The organism is Pedobacter sp. GSP4, from assembly GCF_051857575.1.
In the GTDB taxonomy this organism is placed as follows: Bacteria; Bacteroidota; Bacteroidia; order Sphingobacteriales; family Sphingobacteriaceae; genus Pedobacter.
Window position 1 is genome coordinate 253,296 of sequence record NZ_JBPZIR010000002.1, and the last position, 24,765, is coordinate 278,060.

The following is a 24,765-nucleotide window of genomic DNA, read 5'->3' on the forward strand; positions in this document are numbered from 1 at the left end:
ATTTAAGTTAATAATAACTTTTTCCTTTTATTAACAGATCTTGCTTTTCTGCATTACAAACTGCATAACTAAAGCCCTGTTGAATGGCGTATGCTCCATATTCGCCTTTTTTATTGATGGCCAAAAAGCCAACCTGGATGTTTTTTGCGGTTTCGGGTTTCTTTTTGATAATGCGCATTACCGCTTCTTTGCAGGCAGCCTCAGGTGCATAGCCCTGACGCATCAGCTCAACCACTAAAAACGAGCCTACATTTCTTACAACCTCTTCTCCAACACCTGTTGAAGTAGCGCCACCAACTTCATTATCTACGTACAAACCAGCGCCGATGATCGGGCTATCGCCAATTCTTCCATGCAGTTTATAAGCCATGCCGCTGGTGGTACAGGCACCAGAAATATTGCCTTTGGCATCAATCGCCAACATGCCAATCGTATCGTGGTTATATTGGTTGCCCGGTAGTTTTTGTGGGGCAGCTTTTTCGTAAAGTTTATTTTCGATGTTCATTACCGGTGCATATTTAGCCGTTTTTAACCATTCTTTCCATGCTTTTTCGCTTGATGGGGTAAGGAGGTTTTCTTTTTTAAAGCCCTGTTCTAAAGCAAACTGCAAAGCACCATCGCCAGCCAGCATAACGTGCGGCGTTTTTTCCATCACCTTACGCGCAACAGAAATAGGGTGTTTGATGTGCTCTAGGGCTAAAACTGCCCCGCAATTTCCCAGTTCATCCATAATGCAGGCATCAAGGGTAACACGCCCATCTCTATCAGGCAAGCCGCCGTAACCTACCGATTGATTTTTTTCATCGGCCTCGGGTACCCAAACCCCTTGCTCTACAGCATCTAATGCGCGTCCACCCTTCGAAAGTACTTTCCAGGCATCGGCATTTGCTGCTATTCCAAAATCCCATGTAGAAATTACGATTGGAAAATTTGCTGTTTTTGGTTCTTTCTGCGCAATTGCGGTAGCGATACTGCTTTTGTCAATAGCCAGCATTCCAGCAGAAAGAGCAGAGGCCTTTATAAATTTACGGCGGTTAAACATTTTGGTGGTAATGGTTAAATGGGTTAATGGTTTAAATGTTCAATAGGTTAATTGTTAAACAAAGCAACAGTATTGGCATTTTACAAAGTTAGTTAATCGTTTAACTGGCTGTGCGTTTTTATGTTTGGTTTGTGTTACGCTAATTGGTGATGGTAAATTTATCGGCATCTTTTAAAAATGGAAACTGCCGCCTTATTTTAACCAACTCTTCGTAATTAATGCTAAAAGTATATAAATCTTCGTCTTCAGGCTTGTAATAAACAGTATTTCCGTATGGATCGAGGCACATGGATAAGCCGCTGTGATAAATCTGGTTTCCATCATGACCTACACGGTTTACCGCAATAACATAACTCTGGTTTTCGATGGCGCGGGCCGGGATCAGGGCTTTCCAATGTGCCGAACGTTTATCAGGCCAATTGGCTACCAATAATAAAATATCGTATTCCTGATCTACATTGCGCAACCATACCGGAAACCTGAGGTCGTAGCAGATGGCCAACCTGATTTTCCAGCCTTTTAATTCTACCACAAGCTTGTCTTTTCCCGGACTAAAGTGCTGATCTTCATCGCCCATGCCAAATAAATGGCGTTTATCATAATGCTGGTGCTTGCCATCGGGCTCCATCCAGATTAAGCGGTTATAATATTGATTGTCTTCTTTGATAATTAAACTTCCTGTAACCACACAATTGTAAAGGTGTGCCATTTTTTGCATCCATTGCATGGTTTTTCCGCCCATTTCTTCGGCCAAGGCTTCTGAGTTCATGCTAAAGCCGCTGTTGAACATTTCGGGCAAAACAATCAGATCTGTTTTTTCCCTAACGCCCATTGATAAGCGAAGGGCAAGGTTTAAGAGGTTTTTATCTATGTTCTCCCAAAAAAGATAAGCCTGAAATACGGTTACTTTCAGATTTTCGATTTGAGTGTAAACAGGTGCTTCCATTTCTTTTCGGTTTTGGGGCGATTAAATATTCTTTAATTTCTCTGCGGCAAGGGCTAAGGTTTGATCTTCTTTGGCAAAACAGAACCTGATAATTTTATGGTCTGTTCCCTTTTGATAAAATGCCGAAACAGGGATGGTGGCCACGCCAAATTCTTTGATTAACCTCATGCTAAAATCAACATCCTTTTCGTCGCTGATATGGCCATAACTTACACACTGAAAATAAGAGCCTTTGCAAGGCAGGAGTTCGAAACGGCTTTCTGACAGTAATTTCCTAAAGTAATCGCGTTTTTGTTGAAAAAAGCCTGCAATTCCGAGGTAGTGTTCAGGTGTTTTAAGATAATCGGCAATGGCTTGCTGCATAGCACTATTAACGCTGAAAACATTAAATTGGTGTACCTTCCTAAATTCTTTGGTTAACCTTTCGGGCGCCAAACAGTAACCCAGTTTCCAACCCGTTGCATGTAAGAGTTTTCCGAAAGAGGCAACCACAAAACTGCGTTTTTTTAATTCAGGATAAAGCATTACACTTTGGTGCTTTTGGCCATCATAAATCAAATGCTCGTACACTTCATCGCTCAGGATCAGGATATCCGTACCGCTAATAAGCTTAATCAGTGCTTCCATATCGCTTTCACTGAGGATACTGCCTGTTGGATTTTGTGGCGAATTTAAAATGATCATTCTGGTATTGGCCGTAAACAGCTTTTTTACCATATCCCAATCTATGCCATAAGCTGGCGGTGCCAATTCGTAGGTTTTCACCAATCCACCCAACAGTTTAATGGTAGGGGCATAGCTATCATAAGCAGGCTCAAAAATAATAACCTCATCACCCGGATTGATGATTGCGGCCAGAGCAGTAAAAATAGCCTGAGTGCCTCCCGCGGTAATGGTTATTTCCGTATCTGGATTGTATTTTATCTGGTATAAATGCTCAACTTTGGCCGCAATGGTTTCTTTTAAAACCATCGATCCCGGCATGGGCGCATACTGGTTATACCCATCTACCATCGCCTTATTTACCAGTTCAATAAGTTTTGGATCGCATGCGTAATCAGGAAATCCCTGTGATAGGTTAATCGCTTGATGTTCGGCCGCAAGTTTACTCATCACCGTAAAAATGGTAGTGCTTACACCCGGAAGTTTAGATTGTATATTCAGCATCGTATAAGCGAAAATAGGAAAAAAAACCTTAAAGCGTAAAGCTTTAGTGCTAAAAGGCACGCGATGTAGCGCTAAGTTCAATGTCAAAATCTACAATCTTTCATTAAGGGTATATTTTTTTTCGCTGACGTTTAAACCCTGGCGTTGAACAGTTGTCCATACCAAACATTACGCGTTATTTAAATAAAGCCTGCTCTTGTAGCAGTAATAATGTATTATTTTAAATATATTTTATCTTATTTAAAATTATTCCAAATAAACCGTTTTCTTTGCAGTTTAAACCTTAAAATATGAAACTTAAACATGTAATTACTGCTTTTTTATTCGTGATTATTTCATCCGCATTTGTAAGTTCTAATAAATCCATGCACACATTTGTATCCAATTACGAAAATGTACTGGGAACATCATTAGAATTAAAAATTAAAGCGGCAAACCAGGCAGATGCAGTTGTAGCAGAAGAACGTGTTTTGAATGAAATTGACCGTTTGGATCATATTTTAAGTACTTACAAAACGGATAGTGAGTTTAGCAAGTGGATGGCCAATGGAAATAAGGCAACCAAAATATCAAGCGAACTTTTTGAGGTTTTAAAACAGTTTGAAGCTTATAAAAACTTAACTGGTGGTGCCCTCGATGCTTCTGCAGAGGTAATTAGCAAGGTTTGGAAAAAGGCAGCTACAGAAAACCGCTTACCATCGCATACCGAACTTCAAAATGCCGTTAAACAGGTTAAACAGCAACATTATACTTTAAATGAGCAGGATGGCACGGCGACTAGATTGGATAACGCGCCACTGGCACTAAATTCTTTCGCTAAGAGTTACATCATCAATAAAGCAGTAGAACAGGCCATTATGAGCCCGGGTATTGAAAATGCAATAGTTAATATCGGTGGCGATATCGTGATCAAGGGAAATCAATCAGAAAATATTGCTATTGTTGATCCAAAGGCCGATGCAGAAAATAATGCGCCATTAACTACTGTAAATGTAGCCAATATGGCTTTAGCTACCAGCGGCAACTATCGGAGAGGCTTTAGCGTTAAAGGCAAATGGTATTCTCATATTGTCGATCCGCGTAATGGCGAGCCGGTTTCAGAAATCATCAGCGCTACGGTTATTGCTCCCGATGCTAGCGAAGCTGGTGCATTGGCAACCGCTTTCAATGTGCTTTCTGTTGACGAAATTGCAAAACTAGCCGCAAAAAGAAAAGATCTTGCCTATTTATTGGTTACCAAAACAGGACTTACCATTAAAAGCGATAACTGGGACAAATACGAAGTGAAAACAGCTAAAGCTGCTACTATTGATTTGGCAAACAACAAAGCAGACAAACTTTGGAATACTAAATTTGAATTACTGGTCAATTTAGAAATCGCCAATATAGAATCGACCGATGGTAGACGCGCCCGCAGGCCTTTCGTAGCCGTTTGGGTAGAAGATGCAGCAAAAACACCTGTACGCAACCTGGCCATTTGGTACAATAAACCACGCTGGCTGCCCGATTTAAAATCGTGGAACCGATCTAACGGTGAGGAATTTAAAAAAGGTGCCGAAGGCCAGTTGAGTTCTACCAGTTCGGCAACAAGGGGCCCAGGTAAATACAGTTTGGTGTGGGATGGGAAGGACGACAGAGGAAAGCTGGTAAAAGCAGGCACTTATACCGTATACATCGAAGTTGCCCGTGAGCATGGAACCTATCAGATGGTCTCAAAAGAAATGAAGTTTGCAGGCTCAGCCCAAAAAGCCGAGTTAACACCAAATACTGAATTAGCATCAGCATCACTTGAATACAGAAAAATTGCAGGCACAAAAAAATAGTACCATTTCTGCACCCGCAGGATTGGGCAAAAAGATAGTTAAAAACGATATTGGAAAAGGTAAAGGCAAGAAACGTTTGGCCGGCCTATCGCGTTGGCTGCATATTTATTTATCGATGGTCAGTTTTACCATTCTGCTGTTTTTTGCCGTTACCGGATTAACCTTAAACCATGCCGATTGGTTAACCTCGGGCAAAGAACTGGTTACCAAAGATTCTGGTTCAGTAAACCTTAAATGGGTAAATCAGGCAGATACCTCAAAAATCAATAAATTACAGCTGGTAGAATTCTTAAGGGATAAACATCAGGTAAAAGGGACGCTCAGCGATTTTAGGATAGACGATAGGGAACTGAGTATTACCTTTAATGGACCAGGTTACGTAGCGGATTCATTTATCGACCGGGAAACCGGGAAATACGAACTTTCGGTTACCAGGATGGGAGTGGTGGCAGTAATAAACGATTTACATAAAGGCCGAGATTCGGGCAAAGCCTGGTCGTGGATTATCGATATTTCTGCTATCTTAATGACTTTGGTTTCCATTTCAGGCATTATCCTTATCTGCTTTATCAAAAAGAAACGATTGAGCGGCTTTATTATAGCCGGTGTCGGAACAATTGTATGCTATTTAATTTACAGGCTGTTTGTACCTTAATATTTTAACACCAACTGCTAAGGTCGCTTGGTTCACTCCAAAACGCAAAAGCACAAGGTTTTGCTGTGAAATTAATGCGCTACAACCGCCGAATCAGCAGATGCTTCTACTTCCGTTGTGATAAACCTTCTTCCGATAAGTAAACAGCATAAAGCTATTAGCGCTGCCGCCGTCATAACCAAAGGCATAGGCACTACCGAATGCTCGCTGAATAAACTTACCATTACCGAAGCCAGTGCACCTAATCCCATTTGCAAAGCCCCCATTAAGGCCGATGCACTGCCCGCATTTTTGGTAAATGGAGCGAGGGATAATGCAGCAGCGTTTGGATTGATTAAGCCCAAACAGGCCAGAAACAGTGCAATAAAGCCAATGGTAGTGTATAAGCTTAACCAATTATTTAAAGCGAAAACTAAAAATATTAAACTAAAAATGCATTGTGCAATTAAAGCATAAGTTACGATCTTTTTACTTGTGAACCATTTAAGAATAAGGCTGTTTACCTGACTTGAACCAATAAAAGACACTGATAATAAGGCAAAAATCCATCCGTAGCCTGTTTTACTCACTTCGTATATTTTCATAAATACAGTAGGAGAAGAGGATACGTAGGCAAACAAACCTGAAAAAGTAATGGAGCTGATTAAAGCATAGGTATAAAATTGAGGTTCCTTCAAAACCGTAAAGAAATTGGTTAAAATCGGTTTCGGTTTTAAGGAGTAATTTGGATCTGGCTTATAACTCTCCGGAAGTTTAAAAATAGTGGCTAAGAGCATTAATACAGCCATTAAACCTAAAAATACAAATACATATTTCCAACCCAGGGCCGAAATGAGGTAACCACCAGCGGTTGGCGCTAGCATTGGTGAAACCGCAATAACAAGCATTAAAGATGCAAATACCTTTGGACTTTCTTCTACAGAAAAAAGATCTCTTACCATCGCTACCGATGCCACAGCCGTAGCGCAGCTGCCTATGGCCTGTACAAAACGCAATACAATTAACTGGTTTACATCAGTTACGGCCAGGCACAAAAAAGAAGAAAGAATATAAAGTGCTAAACCAAAATAAAGTGGTTTTTTCCGCCCGAATTTATCTAATAATGGGCCATACAATAACTGTCCTGCGGAAATCCCGATAAAAAAGCTTGACAAAGAGAGCGCAACGGTTGATTCTGTACTTTTTAAATCTTTGGCAATATCTACAAAACCTGGCAGGTACATATCAATAGAAAATGGCCCTAGTGCAGCCAATGAACCTAAAATAAGGATTAAATAAAAGTGTTGTTTTTTTGCCATGTAGATTACCGGATTTTGATGGCGCAAAGATTGGGAGATTTAATTTGTTAACCTATTTTTAAGGTCGAATGATTGTAAAAATCACAGCCACGCAACTTATCTGTTAAAAACGCCATTTCCCTGCGGTTAATTGCCTTATTATTTTTAGATTTATGCTCTATGACTTTTAAGACGAAAGAAAGCCGTTTACTACTTGTTCTGGGTAGTTTTTTTGTGGCAAATGCTATATTATCAGAGTTTATCGGTGTTAAATTATTCAGTGTTGAAGAGACCCTCGGTTTTAAAAAGTTTGATATTAACCTATTGGGCGTTCCAAATTTATCATTTGTGATGTCGGCAGGTGTGTTAACCTGGCCGATCATTTTCATCATGACAGATATTATAAACGAGTATTTTGGCGTAAAACAAGTACGGTTTTTATCTATTCTTACCTCCATTTTAATTGCTTTTGCCTTTCTGGTGGTTTGGGGCTCCATGCATTTAAGTGCTGCCGACTTTTGGGTACATCAAAAAATTAACGGCGAAGACCTAAATATGAACAATGCATTTGCAGGTATATTTGGCCAGGGCATGTGGATTATTGTAGCTTCTATCATCGCGTTTATCATCGGTCAATTGGTTGATGTTTTAATCTTTCACCGCATTAAAAAAATTACCGGCGAACGGGCTTTATGGTTAAGGGCTACGGGCTCAACACTCGTTTCGCAGTTTGTAGATAGCTTTGTGGTTATATTTATTGCTTTTTATCTTAACCCTCAGTACCATTACAGTTGGCAAAAAGTATTTGCAATAGGCTTGGTGGGCTATACCTATAAATTTATTGTGGCCATTTTAATGACGCCGATCTTATATCTGGTGCACAAAATTATTGATAGCTATCTTGGTAAAGATTTGGCACACAAACTGATGAAAATGGCAGGCAGGGGATAACCAAATAATCAAAAATATGAAACTGAACATTTTAGCGCTTCTAGGTGTGTTTTGCATATTATCATGCACTAGCAAAAGTGAGAATCATAAAGATCTGAATATCCAGGGTACCTGGCAGCTGGTTTCGGCAACCACAATTGATAAAGGCAAAAGCGAAACCACTGATTATTCGGGGAAACTGAAAATGATTAAAATGTTTAACGATACCCACTTTGCCTTCTTAAAACACAGCCTTGATCCAAAAGATACAGCAAGTTTTGATGCAGGTGGGGGGACTTTTGTTCTAAAAGGGGATAATTATACCGAACACCTGGAGTATTATAAAAACAAAAGCTGGGAAGGCAAAACCTTTAATTTTACATTAGCTATTCATCAAGATACCCTGATCCAAAAGGGAGTAGAAAAAGTAGAAGCCGCTGGCGTAGACCGTACCATTATCGAAAAATATATCAAGGTTGGACCTTAAGCTTTCAAAAATACTATAAGGCAAGTTGGTTGTTTTAAATTAAATCATTGTGTTGTTTTAATTTAAAACATATTGTATCTTTGTTTTATGGGATACGAACTTTCTAAAAAAGAAATCGGCGAACGGATTACTAAACTGCGTTTAAAAAAAGGCTTTTCGCAAGAAGATCTAGCTAAAAGTATATCAATTTCAAGGCCGTCTTTAACTCAAATAGAACTAGGTAACAGGGGAGTTAGCTTAAACGAAATGCAAAAGCTTGCTGTTGTTTTGAATTTTTCTTTAGATAATTTTATGACTGCCGATTTTATACAGGATCAAAACGTAGCATTAGCTAATGAGATAGAAGAAACTACATCCGAGGAGCGCATATCTGTGCCTACGTTAAATATAAGCAAGTTTAAAAACGTTCTGCTTTACCTATTAGAGCGTTGTGCAGGTAAGCCTAATGTTGGCGAAACAGTACTCTATAAATTACTTTATTTTTCTGATTTTAATTATTACGAATTATATGAGGAGCATTTAACAGGTGCAAATTACAAAAAGCTACCTTATGGTCCGGTTCCCCAAAAGCTGGATGCGGTTATTGATCAGATGATCGAATCGAAGCAGCTCGAAAAAATTAAGACAACTTATAAAGGTTATCCCCAAAAACGTTTTTTACCACTAGAAAAAGCCGATTTAACCAAACTTAAAGCAAGCGAAAAAGATGTTATCGATAAAGTGATTGAACAGATGAGCGATTGGTCTGCCAACGCCATAAGCGATTATTCTCATAAGGATTTACCTTGGGAAGTAACAGAGGAAGGCAAGGATATCAGTTATGAATTGGCATTCTACCGCGAAATACCTTATTCGGTAAGAGTGTACGATGAAGATGATAACTAGCCTATGCATTTTGATTCGTTGATAGAGTTTAATAGGGATTTGAAATTTCTATTAAAAAAATACAGAACATTAAATGACGATCTCGAAATTGTTAAGGGGATTTTGAGTTCACGCCCAAATCAACAAGCTCCTTTCAGTTTTAGTATCGATAATTTAGGATTATCTACTTGCGTTATTAAAGTAAAAAAAATTGCTTGTAAATCGCTAAAAGGGCGAGGAGTTAACACAGGGTTAAGGTTAATTTATGCCTATTTTCCTGAAGCACAAAAAATCGTATTTATTGAACTTTATCATAAAAACGATAAGGCAAGTGAAGATAGGGACCGGATCTTAGCACATTTTAAGTAAACGCAAAAGGTCGGACTCGCTCCGACCTTTATGCTTAACAACAAAACAAATAAAAAAATTAACCTTAAAAATAAATTTATAGGGATGCCAGTTCCTCGGCAAAAACATTTTCACTCAGTTGCTCTTGCTTGTAAATCTGCCTGCCCGTGTAGGCTACAAAAACAGATTCATCCAAAAGCAGATCGCGGTTTTTAATTAAACTTTCCAATTTAACTGTTCCAACCACATATTTATAACTGCTTGCTGCATAGCGTTCGCTGATATTGTCAAAATCTAATAAGCTGATCAGATCTTCATCGGCATAGCGCAGATAAATTTCCAATAAAATTTCTTCAGTATGCTTTACGCCGTTTTCTGAATGGTATTTTTTATACTCGTAGCGGTAATCGTAACGCAAGGCTGCAATATCCGATAGTACAGCTGCACCGGTAGGGTGGCCTCCAGCTCCTTTGCCGTAGAAAAACTGCTTATCTGCAAAAGCTGCCTGAACGGCAACGGCATTGTATTCGTTTTCTACGTTGTACAAGAAATCATCTTTGGCAACCAGTTTAGGCAATACGTAAGTAACAATATCTTTTGTATTCACTTTTCTAGCTGTTGGTACCAGCTTAATTTTAAAGTTTTTCTCACGGGCATATTTAATGTCGTACTGAGAAAGGTTCTGGATACCAATATTTAAAATAGCATCGGGATTCACAAATAATCCGTAAGCATGGGCCGTGGCAATAGCCAGTTTGTATTTTGGATCGTAACCGCCCACGTCTAAAATCGGGTCAGTTTCTGCGAAACCTAAATCCTGTGCTTCCTTTAGTGCCGAATCGTAACTTTGGTTTTCGTTGAATATTTTCGACAGGATGTAATTAGACGATCCGTTAAAAATACCGCTTAAAGCATGGAACAACTCGTTGTCATAATATTCTTCCAGGTTACGGATAATAGGAATACTTCCGCATACGGCTCCTTCGTACAAAAGTGAGGTACCGTACTGCTGCTGTAAATCAACCAGTTCTTTTAAATGCGTAGCGATCATTTTTTTGTTGGCCGAAACTACATTCTTACCATTTTTTAAAGCAGTGGTTACAATTTCGTAAGCTGCATCAGCATCATTGATCAGCTCTACAATGGTGTTTATTTCTGTATTGTTTAGAATTTCATCACGATTGGTCGTAAACAGATCTTTATTAAGGGTACGCTTCTTTCTTGGGTCTTTTATTGCAATTTTAATGATCTCCAAATTTAGGTTCTGACTTTGGATGATATCCAATAAGCCTTGTCCCACTACTCCGAAACCAAATAAACCGATTTTTAAATTCTTACTCATTGTTATTTTTGTGTTGCCATAGGTGTTTATATATTCAGCTATGGCTTGTTTTTATGTTAATTATTTAGTGTTTAGCGCTGGTATTTTACCCTTAAGCAGTATGCTGTAGCTTGATTATTTTCTTATCCCTGCTTTCTTTTATAAAGGTGCCAATGATGTTGGTTAAAGCATTGGTTTCAATCAAAAAGCCATCGTGGCCGTATTCTGAATGAATGGCTGCAAATTCGGCATTGGTGATATGGTCGGCCAGGTATTTCTGTTCAGAGATCGGGAACAAGAAGTCGTTTTCAATTCCGATAACCAGCGTATTGGCCTTGATCAGCTTTAAGGCATCAGCAATGCTTTTACGGTTACGGCCAACGTTATGGCTATCCATTGCCTTGGTTAAATAATAGTAACTGTAGGCATTAAAGCGGTTGATTAATTTTTCGCCCTGATAGTTCTGATAAGAAGAAGCCCTGAAATTGTCGGTTTTATCATTAACGCTTTCTACCTGCGTACTGCCGTAGGCGGTGTAGGTCCTGTAACTTAAAAGCGCAATACTTCTGGCTGTTTTTAAGCCTTTACTACCACCGTTCGGTTGATTTGCATAGAATGTTCTATCGGTTGTAATGGCAAGGCGCTGACTTTCGTTAAAGGCAATTCCCCAAGGTGAGTGAACTGCATTGGTAGCCACCAAAATCAGGTTTTCAATCTTGTTGGGTTCAGAAATTGCCCATTCAACAGCTTGTTGCCCGCCTAAAGAGCCCCCTATTAAAAGTTTGATATTATCTACCTCCAAATGTGTAGCCAAAAGCTGGTGCGCCGAAACAAAATCGCGGATGGTAAACTGCGGAAAAGAAAGATAGTAAGGCAATCCATTAACCGGATTTGTACTTAATGGATTGGTAGTTCCGTAGTTAGAACCCAAAACATTTGCACAGATAATATAATGATCGTTAGGGTTAAACAGTGCATTTTGCCCAAACAAACCTTCCCACCATTCAAAAACATCGGCGTTGGCCGTAAGTGCATGGCATACCCATATTACATTATCTTTCTTTGCATTTAATTTGCCATAAGTTTGATAAGCAATCTGTAGGTTGCGGATCTTTTTACCACTCTCTAACTTAAATTGTTTATTGTAATTATATGTTGCTCCAAAATTGCTTGAAGCAGTTTTTGAAGTATTGTTATTTTTACTGTTATGCATTTTGTAATGTTGTTGTTGTTAATGGCCGATTAAGGCTTAATGGGTTTAGGCCTGTAAGCTTTCTGTAGGTACTTTAGCATTTATAGCTGCAAAAGCCTGTTCAAAATCGGCTATAATATCATCAATATGTTCAATACCGACCGATACCCTTAGTGCATTTGGCTTAACGCCGGCCGCAAGTTGTTCTGTTTCACTTAATTGTTGGTGTGTAGTAGCCGATGGCTGTATAATGAGTGTTTTCGCATCGCCAACATTGGCTAAGTGCGAAACCAATTTTAAGCTATCAATTACCTGTGTTGCATTTTCCTTACTTCCTGCTAATTCAAAAGATAATACCGCACCAAAACCATTGTTTAAATATTTTTTAGCCAGGTTATTGTATTTGCTGCTGGCCAAGCCCGGATACTGTACATCTTTTACCAAAGGATGGTTTTCTAACCAGGCGGCTAGCGCTAAAGCATTATCTACATGGCGTTGAACGCGCAGCGATAAGGTTTCCAGTCCTTGTAATAAAAGAAAAGAATTAAAAGGAGATAGGGCAGGTCCTAAATCTCTCAAACCCTCTACACGGGCGCGGATAATAAACTGGATATTGCCAAATGGTCCGCCGATGCCAAAAACATCGCTGAAAACCAAGCCGTGATAACCTTCGGATGGTTCAGAAAATTGCGGGAATTTTCCATTTCCCCAGTTGTAATTTCCTCCATCCACAATAACACCGCCAATGCTTGTTCCGTGACCGCCAATCCATTTTGTAGCCGATTCTACTACAATGTTTGCACCATGCTCTAATGGTTTAAACAGGTAACCTGCAGCACCAAATGTATTATCAACTACTAATGGGAGATCGTATTTTTTAGCTATAGCGGCAATTTTTTCAAAATCAGGAACACTAAATGCAGGATTGCCAATAGTTTCTAGATATATGGCTTTGGTTTTATCGGTAATCTTCGCCTCAAATTCTTCTGGAACATCAGGATTTGCAAAATCGACGTGTATGCCCAAACGTTTAAAAGCTACTTTAAACTGATTGTAAGTGCCTCCGTAAATGTGTGTTGAAGAAACAATGCTATCGCCTGCTTCTAATATATTGTTTAAAGCGATAAACTGAGCTGCCTGTCCAGATGCTACTGCCAAAGCTGCCACACCGCCTTCTAATGCGGCAATTCTTTTTTCAAAAACATCGTTGGTTGGATTCATGATCCTGGTGTAGATGTTTCCAAACTCCTTTAGTGCAAATAAATTGGCACCGTGTTCGGCATTTTTAAATCCGTAAGAGGTGGTTTGATAAATCGGCACCGCCCTTGAGCCTGTTGTTGGATCTATTTCTTGGCCGGCGTGCAGTTGTAAAGTTTCAAATTTATATGATGTAGACATGTTTTTCGTTTTAATTGTTGTTGATTAGATACCTATTGTGGTTTGGGATAATCCTAAAACCTAGCAGGGCGTATCCCGATTTCTCGGGACCTTCCAGTTTGAAAGAAACAAAAAAGGAAGATTTTTAAATTACTGTATGCAACAGCACATACAAGTAACCGCAGGCATATCGCAACAAATAAAAGAAATAGAAACCTGTTCTACTGTTTTAAGGTTTAGACTGGGTTCGCTAAGCGATTGAAGATTTAATGTTTTCATCAGTTCTAATTTATATCTCCAAATAACACCATGTTATCCGGTCAGGAATTGGCACCTTCTCTTTCTGAGGGTTGCCAGTGGGTCATGGAGCCAGTCTCTCGCCACTTCTTTATAAATCAACCCGTGAAGATTGACTTTTATTTAGCTTTCCGCCAAATAATATTTCAAATGTCTGAATTTAATTTTAATCCACAAAATAAAATTTCGAATTTGCATTAACTTATTGAAAATGAATTGAGTAATTTTATAGTTTAACAACTGTCTAAACTTTTAATATGAAGTTAACGCTTAAAATTTTATGTTTGCTTAACCTATCTAAATCTATATCTTATGAAAAATACCAAAACACTTTGCCTAGGAGTGTTATTTACCGTAGCCAGTTTACAAAATGTTAACGCCCAATTTGGCGGCTTAAAAGATAAACTGTTAAAAGTGGGCACTGCTCAGGGTGCTAAAGCCTTAGGGGTAGATAAATTTTTAAAACAGCCTGCGGCCATTACAACCAGTTTTGAAGATGTTAACCGTGAAGGCGAGAAACTGCCTGATTTTATTACTTCATTAAATTTGAAGGCGCAGCCCTTATATCTGTTGCCTAAAGCAGCTGATGGAGGTTTTATACTCTGCGAAGGTTTGTATGAAATGACCAATAAAAGCTATTGCTTAAAGGCCGGAACTTTTGCCCCTTCGAAAGGCGATGGCTATATGTTTGCGCCGGTTTTAGGGCCCAAAGAAGAAATTGTGGTTTCGATATTAAAAAGTGCAGAAAAGCACCCCGATGTAGAGCAACATGACATACAGGCGCTCTTATGGACCATTATTGCACGAACAAAATTTGCCGATTTTAACGGACAGGTAAAATTAACAGCCATTAAATTGCTTACACCAACACAGCTTACGCAATTAGAAGGCGGTGCTTTGGGCGTTCTGCCATTCGATGTAATGGAGAAAGCAAAAGAACAGTTGCCTTCTGGTGTAAGGGCAGTTTTTGAGGCTGAAAATAACATCCGCCAATTGGTAGCTTCCGGCAATTATACTTATGCCGATATGGAAAAATATGCAATTATTGCGGGTATGGCGCCACCAAGAAGTGATGTGCCAAGCGGTATCTGGACTAAACACCCTGATGGTTACTATGTACGTTATTTTCCTTCAGGCTACTCAATAACCAAAGTTCAGGTGTATGTGCCCAAAGAATTATTGGCAAACGGAAATAAACTGATTTATGATGCCGCAGGCGATATCGCCTGTCCGGCCAATACCGGTTCGCAGCGCTTGGCGCAAACGAATGAGCCACTGGAGGCTAATTATTCACTTAAACTGACTACTATTTGTAATCCTAAATAAATTTTAAGCCCCGCAGATTTTTAAAACCTGCGGGGCTATACTTAATTTATGCGCTGTAATCCTCATTACAAACGAGGATTACCGAGAAGTGCATTTTTAATGTACATTGGATAGAGATACATACAGCGATAAAATCGCTTTTCAAATGCATCCAGATTAAAAACGATTATTATGCATCGTAATTTCTTTTAGCCTAACGCTTGCGCTAAGTCGGCAATAATATCATCTACATGCTCCAATCCGACAGAAATACGGAGCAGGTTTTTTGGGGTTTTACTATCTGGCCCTTCAACCGAATAACGGTGTTCAATTAAGCTCTCTACACCACCTAAGCTCGTGGCCTGCGCAAATAGCTTCACTTTATTAACCACCTTGCTTGCTGTCTCCACATCGCCTTTTACCAAAAAGGACATCATGCCACCAAAATCTTTCATTTGTTTCTTGGCAATTAGATGTTGTGGGTGGCTTTCCAGTCCAGGATAAAAAACTGCCTCCACATTTGGGTGATCATTTAAATAATCTGCTATTTTTTTTCCGTTTTCGCAATGCCCTTTAATGCGGTAGGCTAAGGTTTTGATACTTCTGGTTAGTAAAAAGCAATCGAAAGGAGAGGGCACGGCACCACCAGTTTGTTGTACATTTTTAATTTTCTCCCACAGCTCATCTTTTTTTGCGGTAACCAGAATGCCGCCTAAAATATCACTATGCCCGCCTAAATATTTCGTACTGCTGTGCATTACAAGATCGGCACCCAATAAAATAGGATTCTGTAAAATTGGTGAGGCGAAAGTGCTATCGCAGGCAAAAGTAATGTTAGCAGCTTTGGCAATTTTACCAATTTCGGTTATATCCGTAACCTTTAATAAAGGATTGGAAGGCGTTTCAATCCAGATTAACCTGGTGTTGGGTTTTATAGAAGCTTTCACCAGCTCCAGATCTGTTTGATCGATAAAATCAAATTCCAATACATCGGCAAATATAGTAAGCAGCTGTTTTTTAAAGCCCCAGTACATATCATCAGGCGCAATAATGTGGCTTCCGGCTTTTAAAGCTTGAAATAACGACATGCCCGCTGTATTACCTGAAGAGAAGGCTGCTGCATCTTCACCGTATTCTAATTTGGCTACAGTGTTTTCTAAAGCAGACCGGTTAGGATTGCTTACCCTGCTATACATATGCCCACCCGGGTACCCACCATGTTCATCGCGAAAAAAAGTTGTGGAGAGATTAATTGGTGGGGTAACATCGCCAGTTGTGCTTTTTACAAGATTAGAAGCGTGAATAGCAAGGGTTTCGGGTTTCATGATGATTTATTTTGATGGAAATAATATTGCGATGCAATTTAATAATTTGGCGCTAATTTAAGCTTCGTATTGGTTTTGGCAAGATTTATGTAACAGGTTTGATGAAATTTAAATTAAACAAAAATGAAAAGATTATTTATAGCTATCGCAATAGCATGTTCTACCCTAGTAATGTTACAAAGCTGTAATACTGCAAAAAGAGTAACTGCAGGTGTAACCGGTAGCAGAGGTACAGTAGTGCGCGAATGGGTAGTGAGTAATGTAGCTTTAGAAGGATTACCTGATGGCGCTGTACAGGGATTGTTTGGAGAGAAATCTTACAAATGTTTTCAGGGCAGTACATGGAATTTAACCAATAGCGGTAACGGATCGTATACTTTACCGGCATCGAGCGCTTGTGGTTCGGTAATGCAAACCATTTTCTGGTCGGCTGCACCTAAAGACCAAACTTTCCAGTTTAAGAAAATTTATGAAGGTGATAAAGCTAAAAACGTAACAGAGGGTTACCGTTTGGTTTTAACCGATTTATCGAGTACCCAAATGATTTTGAAATCACCTATCGAGTTTGGTGGCAAAACAGCTAACATCGTGTTAACCTTTGTGCCTGCTGCAAGATAATTTAATTTACCTACGAAAAACATAATGTAAAGCACTTCTGAAAAGAGGTGCTTTTTTTGTTTCAATTTTTTTTGCGACGGATGCACAGATTTACACGGAATTAATTTATTTATATGGTTCAGTTGCTATTGTATGTATGCAAAATAAGATCCCTGTCCGTGTCTCCGTGGCCAAATATTTTATATAAAAAAGATCATATCTATTGTTATGAGTGCTCATCTGTTGACAATTACGCTAGCTAGTGTTCAGAAATCGCGGTTTGTTACAAGAAAATGATTTTCAAATCGGCTCATTATTGTATTTTTGTTCAAAATAAATCAGGAATGAGTACAACTGAGCAAGTTGAAAAAATATTAGCTGATACCAATTTATCAACTGAATTACAAAACATAGCACATAAAGTTCTTCACGGAGAGCGGATTACATTTGATGAGGGAGTTTACCTCTATGAACATGCCGAATTGGGGTATTTAGGTATCCTGGCCAATTTTATCCGCGAGAAAAAACATGGTGATAAGACTTATTTTAACCGCAATTTCCATTTAGAGCCTACAAACCTTTGCGTTTACGACTGCAAATTTTGCTCTTATTCACGTTTGCTTAAACAAAAGGAAGAAGGCTGGGCGCTAACCATGGAGCAGATGCTCGATATCGTTAAAAAATACGATGGCGAACCTGTTACCGAAGTTCATATTGTGGGCGGGGTTCTTCCTCAGTACGACGTGGCTTTTTATTCGGCCCTGTTTACCGCTATTAAACAGCACCGTCCTGATCTGCATGTAAAAGCTTTAACCCCAGTTGAATATCACTACATATTCAAGAAAGCGAAGATCGATTACGCAACAGGTATGCGTTTGATGAAAGAAGCCGGATTAGAATCGATACCTGGTGGAGGCGCCGAGATTTTTCATCCTGAAATTAGGGAACAGATTGCCAAAGATAAATGTACCGGGCAACAATGGCTTGATATACATGAAGAATGGCACAAACTGGGTATGCGCAGCAATGCTACTATGCTTTATGGACATATCGAAAAATATTGGCACCGGGTAGATCACATGGAGAAACTCCGCGAACTTCAGGACAGAACAGGTGGTTTCCAAACTTTTATTCCTTTAAAATTCCGGAATCAGCACAACCAGATGAGCCATGTGCCTGAATCTTCCGTTATCGAAGATTTAAGGAACTATGCCATTGCCCGTATTTATATGGATAATTTCGATCATATTAAAGCTTATTGGGCAATGATCAGCCGCGAAACAGCGCAGCTATCTTTAAATTATGGTGTGGATGATATTGATGGTACTTTAGATGATACCACCAAAATATATTCAATGGCTGGAGCTGAAGAGCAAACGCCTGCAATGAGTACCAAAGAACTGGTTAACCTGATTAAACAGGTGGGCAGAAAGGCGATTGAACGCGATACGCTGTACAATGTGGTTACTGATTTTGAACATGTAGTTTTTGAAGAAGAAAAGAAACCGCAATATTATAAGCTACCGGTAGTAAATTAAGGATTGAAGGAGAGAATGATTGAATGTGATTAACAGATTATCCATTCAATCATTCAAAATTCAATCATTCAAAACTCAATCATTCAAAACTCAATCATTCAAAACTCAATCACTCAATAATTATAAATGAAGGAAATATACATCATACGCCACGGCGAAACGGAACTTAACAGACAAGGCATAGTACAGGGCAGAGGTATAAATTCTGACTTAAATGATTTAGGAAGAGCGCAGGCAGAGGCTTTTTATCAAACCTACAAAGACATTCCTTTTGATAAAATTTATACTTCAGATTTAAAAAGAACCTGGCAAACCGTTCAAAAGTTTATTGATTCGGAATTGCCCTGGGAAAAACTTTCTGGCTTGGATGAGCTGGCTTGGGGAGTGTGGGAAGGAAAACCCAATACCGAAGAAGCCCGTGATGCATTTCGGGAGATGTTACAATGCTGGCAGGATGGAAATTATACTGCTCATTTTGAGGGGGGAGAAAGCGTGCAGGATGTGTACGACCGTTTGAAACAGCCCATGGAAATTTTAATGACCAGGCCTGAAGAAAAAACAGTACTGCTTTGTATGCATGGTAGGGCCATGAGGGTTTTTCTGTGCTTATTGCTAGGAAAACCTTTGAGCGAGATGACAGAATTTCCGCATCAGAATACCGTGCTCTATAAAATGGGTTTCGAGGATGGAAAGTTTGCAGTTCTTGAATTTAATAGTGCTGTTCATTTAGACGGTTTAGTGATTGGGTAAACCCGCATACCCCGTCATCCTGAACTTTTTTCAGGATCTGTTAAAATAGATGCTGAAATAAATTCAGCATGACGGCAATAAAAAAATAATACCTTGAATAAGACAAAAATATCGGCTGTTGCTTACACCAACACCAAAGCATTTATATACGGATTAACACATTCGGACATTATAAATAAAATTGATTTAAGTTTAGATATCCCTTCAGATTGCGCGGCCAAAGTAATCAACGGCCAAGCTGATATTGGTTTAATGCCTGTAGCTGCCATTCCGATGGTACCTAATGCAAATATTGTTGCCGATTATTGCATTGGTAGCGATGGAGCAGTAAATTCTGTCTTCATTTTTAGCGAAGTTCCCATTAATCAAATTAAAACGCTGAGGTTAGATTCGCATTCCCGCACTTCGAATAATCTGGCTAAAGTACTGCTAAAATTCTACTGGAAACAGGATGTAGCATTTACTACAGTTGCCGACGCTAAAACCGACGCTATTGTTTTAATTGGCGATAGAACTTTCGGCAAGAAAGATGATTTTGCTTACGCCTACGATATGGGTGCTGAATGGAAAAACTTCACTGGTTTACCTTTTATGTATGCTGCATGGGTAGCCAATAAAGAAATTTCAGCAGCATTTAAAGCTGAATTTAATAAAGCTTTAAAATTTGGTCTGGATCATAGAAAAGAAGTATTGCAGGAATTGCCAGAATCGCCAAACTTCGATCTTGAAGATTATCTCTATCAAAAACTGCAGTTTGAAGTTACAGATGATAGGACAAAAGCTTTAAATCTGTTTTTGGGGTATATTAAGCAACTAGACTAATCTCATCATAAGTTGATTAAACAGATCAAAAGGAAAGAATGTCTTAAAAAGTATCCCATATTTCCCCAAAGAAATTTTAACAAAGATACAGAAGATTACGACTATCTCTATCCCGATCGTTTTTCCAATTATGTTTTAGCACTAAAATCCGAAACCTATAAAAAACACCTTAAAAACCTGGGAAAAGAGCTTCTTTTACTTTGTACAGCATTAAAATCCAGTAAGTTTATTTTTTTGGGTGATGAAAAGTTAGCCTGGCGGTTCCGCGAAGGAAAATACAAAAACTTTAAAAAGGGAATGGAGTACCTCGCCAGTGAAGGTATAAAAAAGACTTTTGCTGGTGGTTTAATAGTTGGGGAGGGTGATATGGTCCAATTCGTTAAACATCTTACAGTACTAATATCGGTGAACGGCATTATACCATACGTACATTTTACAGATGAATCTCAACATATAGTAGGTTCAATATGCAAAGATGGGAATATTCACATCACTACTGTTGATAGCGTAAGCGATAACTTATTTATGCACGCAGTATCCGCTACAAAATTTAATTTTTTGACAGGAGCGTGCTATCCCCAGTTTGATATTAATGGAAGAAAACCAAAATTGTCTTAAAAACAAAAAGCAATCTGAAAGGATTGCTTTTTGTTGAATTTAGGTTTATTACTACATCTCTTCCAATACAGAATCAGGACTAGGTGATGAATAAGCTTAATGGCTCTTCATTTTGCCCGCTACTTTTTCAAGTGCACTTTTCAATTTGCTTAAGGCGCCAGTAATGGCTAAATCATATGTATTGCCTAGGTTAGAAACCGCCAGTGGTTCTTTTCCTGAAATTCTGGCTTCTAACAAGCATCTTTTGTCTTCTAAACCATCTTTGCTGCCATTTTCATCCGAAAGGTGAACTTCAAGCCGTGTAATGATATCGCTAAACCTGCTTAAGCCTTCATTCAATTGGCTTTGGATCTTTTCCTCGTATTCTTGGTGTATTGTTAAGTTTTTGTCGGTATTCAGTTGGATCGTCATCATATTATATTGGGTTAAATTTATAATAGTTTAACACCCGAAATGTGTAATTGTTTATGTAGGTTAAGTAGTTGATCATATAAAACGGTTAACTGTGGAGGCAATCTTGATTTTGCGTCCAGTTTGAATCAGGCCTTTGTTTATAAACCTGATAATAGCGAACACGAGTGCAACGGAGTAAAGCGGATAGCAGGACTGCAGCCGCCGAAATACTCAGAACCTTTCGTTTTCAAAGGGTTAACGGGTTAATCGTATAAACTGGTTAACTGTTGAAGCCATACAAGCTGGCAAACAACAATATTTCTCAATTAACCATTTTCAACAATTAACCGATTAAACAGTCAATTTTTTTTAACTTTTCAACAAAACAGCTCTAGAATGTTTAATCGTGTTATCTTTATGGCTTTTGTAAATTAATTTCAGTTTTGGCTAAAGACACGAATAAAGAAACCCCGTTAATGCAGCAGTACAACGCAATTAAAGCGAAGTATCCGGGTGCACTTTTACTATTTAGAGTAGGCGATTTTTATGAAACCTTTGGCGAAGATGCCATTAAAACGGCACAGATTTTAGGAATTGTATTAACCAGAAGGGGTACAGGGCCAAATGGAGGCGCTTTAGAATTGGCCGGTTTTCCGCATCACTCTTTAGACAATTACCTCTCTAAATTGGTTAGGGCGGGTCAACGGGTGGCTATTTGCGATCAGTTAGAAGATCCTAAAACCACAAAAACCATCGTTAAGCGCGGTGTAACTGAACTGGTTACGCCTGGTGTTGCTTATGGTGATAATATTGTTAACCAAAAGTCGAACAATTTTTTGGCCAGTGTTTTCTTTGATAAAACACAATTGGGCGTTTCATTTTTAGATATTTCAACCGGCGAATTCTTAATTGCGCAGGGAAACAGCGATTATATAGATAAACTTTTGCAGGGTTTTAAGCCCACAGAGGTAATTTTTCAAAAATCGAAAAGGCAAGCTTTTACCGAAAATTTCGGCGACCGTTTTTACACTTTTGGTTTGGACGAATGGCCTTTTACCACCGATTTTGGGAATGAAACCTTAATGAAACACTTTGAGGTTACCTCATTAAAAGGTTTTGGTATTGAGCGTTTGCAAAGTGGTATTGTAGCAGCGGGTGTTATTTTGCACTATCTGGGCGAAACAGAGCACCGCAACCTGCAGCACATCAGTTCAATAAGCCGCATTGAGGAAGACCGTTATATGTGGCTGGACCGCTTTACCATCCGCAACCTTGAACTCGTTAATTCGCCGAACGACAATGCCGTAACCCTCTTCGATATTCTGGATCATACCTGTACGCCAATGGGTGCACGTTTGTTGCAAAAATGGATTATTATGCCATTAAAGGAACTTAAACCTATCCAGGAACGCTTGGGCATGGTAGAGTACTTTGTGAAACACGAGGAACTTCAGGGCGAATTTTTAAACAATATTAAGCAGATTGGCGATTTAGAAAGGCTGATTTCCAAAGTTGGATTGCAACGGGTTGGTCCGAGGGAGTTGGTTGCTTTAAAGCGTGCGCTTTACCATATCGAAGAGGTTAAAAAACTTGCGGCCAACTCAAAAAACCAGTTTCTGATCAAAATAGCCGATCAGCTGAATCCATGTTTGGCGATTAGAGACCGGATTGAAAGAGAGTTACAGCCCGAACCACCAGCTTTACTGATTAAAGGAAATGTTATTGCCGATGGCATTGACGAGGATTTAGACCGCCTCCGTAAAATTGCTTTTGGTGGCAAAGATTATCTGGTTCAGATACAGAAACGCGAAGCAGAAGCCACTGGCATTCCATCTTTAAAAATAGCCTTTAACAATGTTTTTGGCTATTATTTGGAAGTTACGCATACGCACAAAGATAAGGTGCCTGAGGGTTGGATCCGCAAGCAAACGCTGGTAAACGCCGAACGCTACATTACGCCCGAGTTAAAGGAGTACGAAGACCAGATTTTAGGAGCTGAAGAAAAAATACAGGCCATTGAGGTGAGGCTTTACAATGAACTGATGTATGAAACAGCCAGTTATATTAAACCGATACAGCTCGATTCATTTTTAATTGCACAGCTGGATTGTTTGCTGTGTTTTGCGCAATTGGCGGCTAAAAACCATTACAATAAGCCTAAAGTTACCGAAAATAAGGTGCTCGATATAAAAGGAGGCCGGCACCCGGTTATCGAAAAGCAGTTGCCGGTGGGGCAGGAGTACATTACAAATGATGTGTACCTGGATACAGATAGCCAGCAGATTATCATGATTACCGGTCCCAACATGGCGGGTAAATCGGCTATTTTAAGGCAAACCGCATTGATTGTATTAATGGCGCAGATGGGCTCTTTTGTGCCTGCCAAAGATGCGGAAGTGGGTATTGTAGATAAGATTTTTACCCGTGTAGGGGCTTCTGATAATATTTCATCAGGAGAAAGTACATTCATGGTCGAAATGAATGAAACAGCGAGTATCTTAAACAACATTTCTGATAACAGTTTGATTTTACTGGATGAAATTGGACGCGGCACCAGTACGTACGATGGTATATCCATTGCCTGGGCCATTGCCGAGTTTTTACACCAGCACCCTACTTCGCGGCCAAAAACCTTATTTGCTACGCACTACCACGAACTAAACGAGTTGGCCAATACCATGCCGCGCATTAAGAATTTTAATGTTTCGGTAAAGGAAATGACCAATAAAGTTATCTTTTTAAGAAAACTTATTCCCGGGGGCAGCGAGCATAGCTTTGGTATTCATGTAGCAAAAATGGCGGGTATGCCAGCAAAATTAATCGGCCGTGCGAACGAAATATTAAAGAAACTGGAAATAGACCGAACAGAAGGGCAGAGCATAAAAGACAGTATCAAAAAAGTGCAGAACCAGGCCTATCAGCTGCAGATGTTCGCTATTGATGATCCTGTGCTCGTTAAAATACGAGATACCCTGAATAACCTGGATGTAAATGCCTTAACACCAGTTGAAGCTTTACTGAAACTGGATGAAATACAACGGTTGATTAAGAATTAGGAAAGGTGTGGGGTGTGAGGTTTAAGGCATAAGGTCTTAATGTTCCAATACCCCAACACTATTAATATTGAAAAAATGGAAATAACCTTAAAGCTTCCACCTTATACCTTAGGCCTCAAAAAAAATATTTTTTATTTAGTAGCGCTTATGCTATTCCTTTCATCCTGCGGTACGCGGAAATACACGGTTAAAAGCGATACCAAAGCATCGAAAGCAGCAGATGCGATGTCTAATTTAAAAAGCAAACAGCTTTATCGCTTTATTACCGATTGGACAGGTGTAAAATACCGTTTTGGTGGTTTGGATAAGGCAGGTATCGATTGTTCAGGATTTGCTTTTTTGCTGGAGAAAGAAATTTATGGCGTTACACTCCCGCGTATTTCGCGCGATCAGGCCAATGTGGTGAAACGGAAAGAGCTGGATAATTTAAAAGAGGGAGACTTGGTGTTTTTCTCGTTTGGCGGTAATGATGTGGATCATGTTGGAGTTTACCTCAACAGTGGTTTTTTTGTTCATGCCAGTACCACCAGAGGTGTAATTGTTGATGATTTAACCTTACCAGCATACCAAAGGGTGCTGGTTAAATCGGGCTCGGTTAACTAATTTGTTGCTTTGGGTTTAAACCCAAAGCAACA

Annotated in this window: 23 protein-coding genes and 1 riboswitch; of the genes, 14 read left to right on the forward strand and 9 right to left on the reverse strand. The window is 39.3% G+C overall.

All coding sequences use genetic code 11. The features are described from left to right. Positions 1–7: 7 nt before the first annotated feature. The 3 genes from ACS5PU_RS04700 to ACS5PU_RS04710 all read right to left on the reverse strand — a co-directional run bounded on the left by ACS5PU_RS04700 (position 8) and on the right by ACS5PU_RS04710 (position 3,155). Positions 8–1,042 (reverse strand): N(4)-(beta-N-acetylglucosaminyl)-L-asparaginase, encoded by a 1,035-nt coding sequence (locus ACS5PU_RS04700; protein WP_439458116.1) that lies wholly within the window; start codon positions 1,040–1,042, stop codon positions 8–10. A 139-nt stretch (positions 1,043–1,181) separates the two neighbouring features. Further along, positions 1,182–1,988 carry a nitrilase family protein gene (locus ACS5PU_RS04705; protein ID WP_439458117.1) on the reverse strand — a complete coding sequence of 269 codons (807 nt, stop codon included), beginning with the start codon at positions 1,986–1,988 and terminating at the stop codon, positions 1,182–1,184. Positions 1,989–2,009: 21 nt separating this feature from the next. After that, entirely contained in the window at positions 2,010–3,155 is a 1,146-nt protein-coding gene (locus tag ACS5PU_RS04710; RefSeq protein ID WP_439458118.1) for a methionine aminotransferase, read from the reverse strand. Positions 3,156–3,445: 290 nt separating this feature from the next. Here ACS5PU_RS04710 and ACS5PU_RS04715 point away from each other — a divergent pair, with 290 nt between their 5' ends. Together ACS5PU_RS04715 and ACS5PU_RS04720 are read left to right on the forward strand one after the other, a co-directional pair. Then, positions 3,446–4,978 (forward strand): DUF2271 domain-containing protein, encoded by a 1,533-nt coding sequence (locus ACS5PU_RS04715; protein WP_439458119.1) that lies wholly within the window; start codon positions 3,446–3,448, stop codon positions 4,976–4,978. Further along, positions 4,944–5,633, forward strand: a complete 690-nt coding sequence (locus ACS5PU_RS04720; protein WP_439458120.1) for a PepSY-associated TM helix domain-containing protein — start codon at positions 4,944–4,946, stop codon at positions 5,631–5,633. The genes ACS5PU_RS04715 and ACS5PU_RS04720 overlap by 35 nt, the downstream gene beginning before the upstream one ends. A 71-nt stretch (positions 5,634–5,704) precedes the next feature. Here ACS5PU_RS04720 and ACS5PU_RS04725 read toward each other — a convergent pair whose 3' ends face one another. After that, positions 5,705–6,931: a multidrug effflux MFS transporter gene (locus tag ACS5PU_RS04725; RefSeq protein WP_439458121.1), complete on the reverse strand. Its 1,227-nt coding sequence runs from the start codon at positions 6,929–6,931 to the stop codon at positions 5,705–5,707. 159 nt (positions 6,932–7,090) lie between these two features. On the opposite strand from ACS5PU_RS04725, the gene ACS5PU_RS04730 reads away from it, so the two are divergent. The 4 genes from ACS5PU_RS04730 to ACS5PU_RS04745 all read left to right on the forward strand — a co-directional run bounded on the left by ACS5PU_RS04730 (position 7,091) and on the right by ACS5PU_RS04745 (position 9,560). Further along, the gene (locus ACS5PU_RS04730; protein ID WP_439458122.1) at positions 7,091–7,861 is read left to right on the forward strand and encodes a queuosine precursor transporter; all 771 of its coding nucleotides are present in this window, start codon (positions 7,091–7,093) and stop codon (positions 7,859–7,861) included. Positions 7,862–7,877: 16 nt separating this feature from the next. Then, positions 7,878–8,327, forward strand: a complete 450-nt coding sequence (locus ACS5PU_RS04735) for a hypothetical protein (RefSeq protein ID WP_439458123.1) — start codon at positions 7,878–7,880, stop codon at positions 8,325–8,327. A gap of 87 nt (positions 8,328–8,414) precedes the next feature. Beyond that, the gene (locus ACS5PU_RS04740) at positions 8,415–9,212 is read left to right on the forward strand and encodes a type II toxin-antitoxin system antitoxin SocA domain-containing protein (RefSeq protein WP_439458124.1); all 798 of its coding nucleotides are present in this window, start codon (positions 8,415–8,417) and stop codon (positions 9,210–9,212) included. A 39-nt stretch (positions 9,213–9,251) separates the two neighbouring features. Beyond that, complete coding sequence (locus tag ACS5PU_RS04745; protein WP_439458125.1) at positions 9,252–9,560, forward strand: hypothetical protein; 309 nt, start codon at positions 9,252–9,254, stop codon at positions 9,558–9,560. A gap of 76 nt (positions 9,561–9,636) precedes the next feature. Here the strand turns inward: ACS5PU_RS04745 and ACS5PU_RS04750 are convergent, their stop codons facing one another. The 3 genes from ACS5PU_RS04750 to ACS5PU_RS04760 form a co-directional block, all read right to left on the reverse strand. Beyond that, positions 9,637–10,881: a homoserine dehydrogenase gene (locus ACS5PU_RS04750; protein WP_439458126.1), complete on the reverse strand. Its 1,245-nt coding sequence runs from the start codon at positions 10,879–10,881 to the stop codon at positions 9,637–9,639. A 91-nt stretch (positions 10,882–10,972) separates the two neighbouring features. Then, the gene (locus ACS5PU_RS04755) at positions 10,973–12,073 is read right to left on the reverse strand and encodes a homoserine O-acetyltransferase family protein (RefSeq protein ID WP_439458127.1); all 1,101 of its coding nucleotides are present in this window, start codon (positions 12,071–12,073) and stop codon (positions 10,973–10,975) included. Positions 12,074–12,118: 45 nt separating this feature from the next. Continuing rightward, positions 12,119–13,450, reverse strand: coding sequence for an O-acetylhomoserine aminocarboxypropyltransferase/cysteine synthase family protein (locus tag ACS5PU_RS04760; protein ID WP_439458128.1), 1,332 nt, complete (start codon positions 13,448–13,450; stop codon positions 12,119–12,121). 265 nt (positions 13,451–13,715) lie between these two features. Beyond that, positions 13,716–13,826: riboswitch (SAM riboswitch) on the reverse strand. A 212-nt stretch (positions 13,827–14,038) separates the two neighbouring features. Between ACS5PU_RS04760 and ACS5PU_RS04765 the strand changes: the two genes are divergently transcribed. After that, a complete protein-coding gene (locus tag ACS5PU_RS04765) occupies positions 14,039–15,052 on the forward strand; it encodes a hypothetical protein (protein WP_439458129.1) in 1,014 nt (337 codons plus the stop codon). Positions 15,053–15,240: 188 nt separating this feature from the next. Here ACS5PU_RS04765 and ACS5PU_RS04770 read toward each other — a convergent pair whose 3' ends face one another. Next, positions 15,241–16,356 carry a trans-sulfuration enzyme family protein gene (locus tag ACS5PU_RS04770; RefSeq protein WP_439458130.1) on the reverse strand — a complete coding sequence of 372 codons (1,116 nt, stop codon included), beginning with the start codon at positions 16,354–16,356 and terminating at the stop codon, positions 15,241–15,243. Positions 16,357–16,479: 123 nt separating this feature from the next. On the opposite strand from ACS5PU_RS04770, the gene ACS5PU_RS04775 reads away from it, so the two are divergent. The 5 genes from ACS5PU_RS04775 (at position 16,480) to ACS5PU_RS04795 (ending at position 20,681) form a co-directional block, all read left to right on the forward strand. Next, positions 16,480–16,974 (forward strand): hypothetical protein, encoded by a 495-nt coding sequence (locus ACS5PU_RS04775; protein WP_439458131.1) that lies wholly within the window; start codon positions 16,480–16,482, stop codon positions 16,972–16,974. A 323-nt stretch (positions 16,975–17,297) separates the two neighbouring features. Then, positions 17,298–18,491 carry an aminofutalosine synthase MqnE gene (gene mqnE, locus ACS5PU_RS04780; RefSeq protein ID WP_439458132.1) on the forward strand — a complete coding sequence of 398 codons (1,194 nt, stop codon included), beginning with the start codon at positions 17,298–17,300 and terminating at the stop codon, positions 18,489–18,491. A 126-nt stretch (positions 18,492–18,617) separates the two neighbouring features. Beyond that, complete coding sequence (locus ACS5PU_RS04785) at positions 18,618–19,241, forward strand: histidine phosphatase family protein (protein WP_439458133.1); 624 nt, start codon at positions 18,618–18,620, stop codon at positions 19,239–19,241. A 93-nt stretch (positions 19,242–19,334) separates the two neighbouring features. Then, on the forward strand, positions 19,335–20,063 hold the full coding sequence (locus ACS5PU_RS04790; protein WP_439458134.1) for a menaquinone biosynthetic enzyme MqnA/MqnD family protein: 729 nt from the start codon (positions 19,335–19,337) through the stop codon (positions 20,061–20,063). 12 nt (positions 20,064–20,075) lie between these two features. Then, positions 20,076–20,681, forward strand: coding sequence for a hypothetical protein (locus tag ACS5PU_RS04795; RefSeq protein WP_439458135.1), 606 nt, complete (start codon positions 20,076–20,078; stop codon positions 20,679–20,681). Positions 20,682–20,777: 96 nt separating this feature from the next. Here the strand turns inward: ACS5PU_RS04795 and ACS5PU_RS04800 are convergent, their stop codons facing one another. Continuing rightward, entirely contained in the window at positions 20,778–21,095 is a 318-nt protein-coding gene (locus ACS5PU_RS04800) for an HPF/RaiA family ribosome-associated protein (RefSeq protein ID WP_439458136.1), read from the reverse strand. A 455-nt stretch (positions 21,096–21,550) separates the two neighbouring features. On the opposite strand from ACS5PU_RS04800, the gene mutS reads away from it, so the two are divergent. Together mutS and ACS5PU_RS04810 are read left to right on the forward strand one after the other, a co-directional pair. After that, positions 21,551–24,130 (forward strand): DNA mismatch repair protein MutS, encoded by a 2,580-nt coding sequence (mutS, locus tag ACS5PU_RS04805; RefSeq protein ID WP_439458137.1) that lies wholly within the window; start codon positions 21,551–21,553, stop codon positions 24,128–24,130. A 75-nt stretch (positions 24,131–24,205) separates the two neighbouring features. Further along, on the forward strand, positions 24,206–24,733 hold the full coding sequence (locus ACS5PU_RS04810) for a C40 family peptidase (protein ID WP_439458138.1): 528 nt from the start codon (positions 24,206–24,208) through the stop codon (positions 24,731–24,733). The last annotated feature ends 32 nt before the right edge of the window (positions 24,734–24,765 follow it).

Bases quoted from the DNA above. Each gene is read 5' to 3' on its own strand.
- ACS5PU_RS04740 (WP_439458124.1), top strand. From the start codon at position 8,415: ATGGGATACGAACTTTCTAAAAAAGAAATCGGCGAACGGATTACTAAA.
- mqnE (WP_439458132.1), top strand. From the start codon at position 17,298: ATGAGTACAACTGAGCAAGTTGAAAAAATATTAGCTGATACCAATTTA.
- ACS5PU_RS04810 (WP_439458138.1), top strand. From the start codon at position 24,206: ATGGAAATAACCTTAAAGCTTCCACCTTATACCTTAGGCCTCAAAAAA.
- ACS5PU_RS04770 (WP_439458130.1), bottom strand. From the start codon at position 16,356: ATGAAACCCGAAACCCTTGCTATTCACGCTTCTAATCTTGTAAAAAGC.
- ACS5PU_RS04725 (WP_439458121.1), bottom strand. From the start codon at position 6,931: ATGGCAAAAAAACAACACTTTTATTTAATCCTTATTTTAGGTTCATTG.
- mutS (WP_439458137.1), top strand. From the start codon at position 21,551: ATGCAGCAGTACAACGCAATTAAAGCGAAGTATCCGGGTGCACTTTTA.
- ACS5PU_RS04735 (WP_439458123.1), top strand. From the start codon at position 7,878: ATGAAACTGAACATTTTAGCGCTTCTAGGTGTGTTTTGCATATTATCA.
- ACS5PU_RS04715 (WP_439458119.1), top strand. From the start codon at position 3,446: ATGAAACTTAAACATGTAATTACTGCTTTTTTATTCGTGATTATTTCA.
- ACS5PU_RS04785 (WP_439458133.1), top strand. From the start codon at position 18,618: ATGAAGGAAATATACATCATACGCCACGGCGAAACGGAACTTAACAGA.
- ACS5PU_RS04760 (WP_439458128.1), bottom strand. From the start codon at position 13,450: ATGTCTACATCATATAAATTTGAAACTTTACAACTGCACGCCGGCCAA.
- ACS5PU_RS04710 (WP_439458118.1), bottom strand. From the start codon at position 3,155: ATGCTGAATATACAATCTAAACTTCCGGGTGTAAGCACTACCATTTTT.
- ACS5PU_RS04755 (WP_439458127.1), bottom strand. From the start codon at position 12,073: ATGCATAACAGTAAAAATAACAATACTTCAAAAACTGCTTCAAGCAAT.
- ACS5PU_RS04750 (WP_439458126.1), bottom strand. From the start codon at position 10,881: ATGAGTAAGAATTTAAAAATCGGTTTATTTGGTTTCGGAGTAGTGGGA.
- ACS5PU_RS04765 (WP_439458129.1), top strand. From the start codon at position 14,039: ATGAAAAATACCAAAACACTTTGCCTAGGAGTGTTATTTACCGTAGCC.
- ACS5PU_RS04705 (WP_439458117.1), bottom strand. From the start codon at position 1,988: ATGGAAGCACCTGTTTACACTCAAATCGAAAATCTGAAAGTAACCGTA.
- ACS5PU_RS04775 (WP_439458131.1), top strand. From the start codon at position 16,480: ATGAAAAGATTATTTATAGCTATCGCAATAGCATGTTCTACCCTAGTA.
- ACS5PU_RS04730 (WP_439458122.1), top strand. From the start codon at position 7,091: ATGACTTTTAAGACGAAAGAAAGCCGTTTACTACTTGTTCTGGGTAGT.
- ACS5PU_RS04700 (WP_439458116.1), bottom strand. From the start codon at position 1,042: ATGTTTAACCGCCGTAAATTTATAAAGGCCTCTGCTCTTTCTGCTGGA.
- ACS5PU_RS04800 (WP_439458136.1), bottom strand. From the start codon at position 21,095: ATGATGACGATCCAACTGAATACCGACAAAAACTTAACAATACACCAA.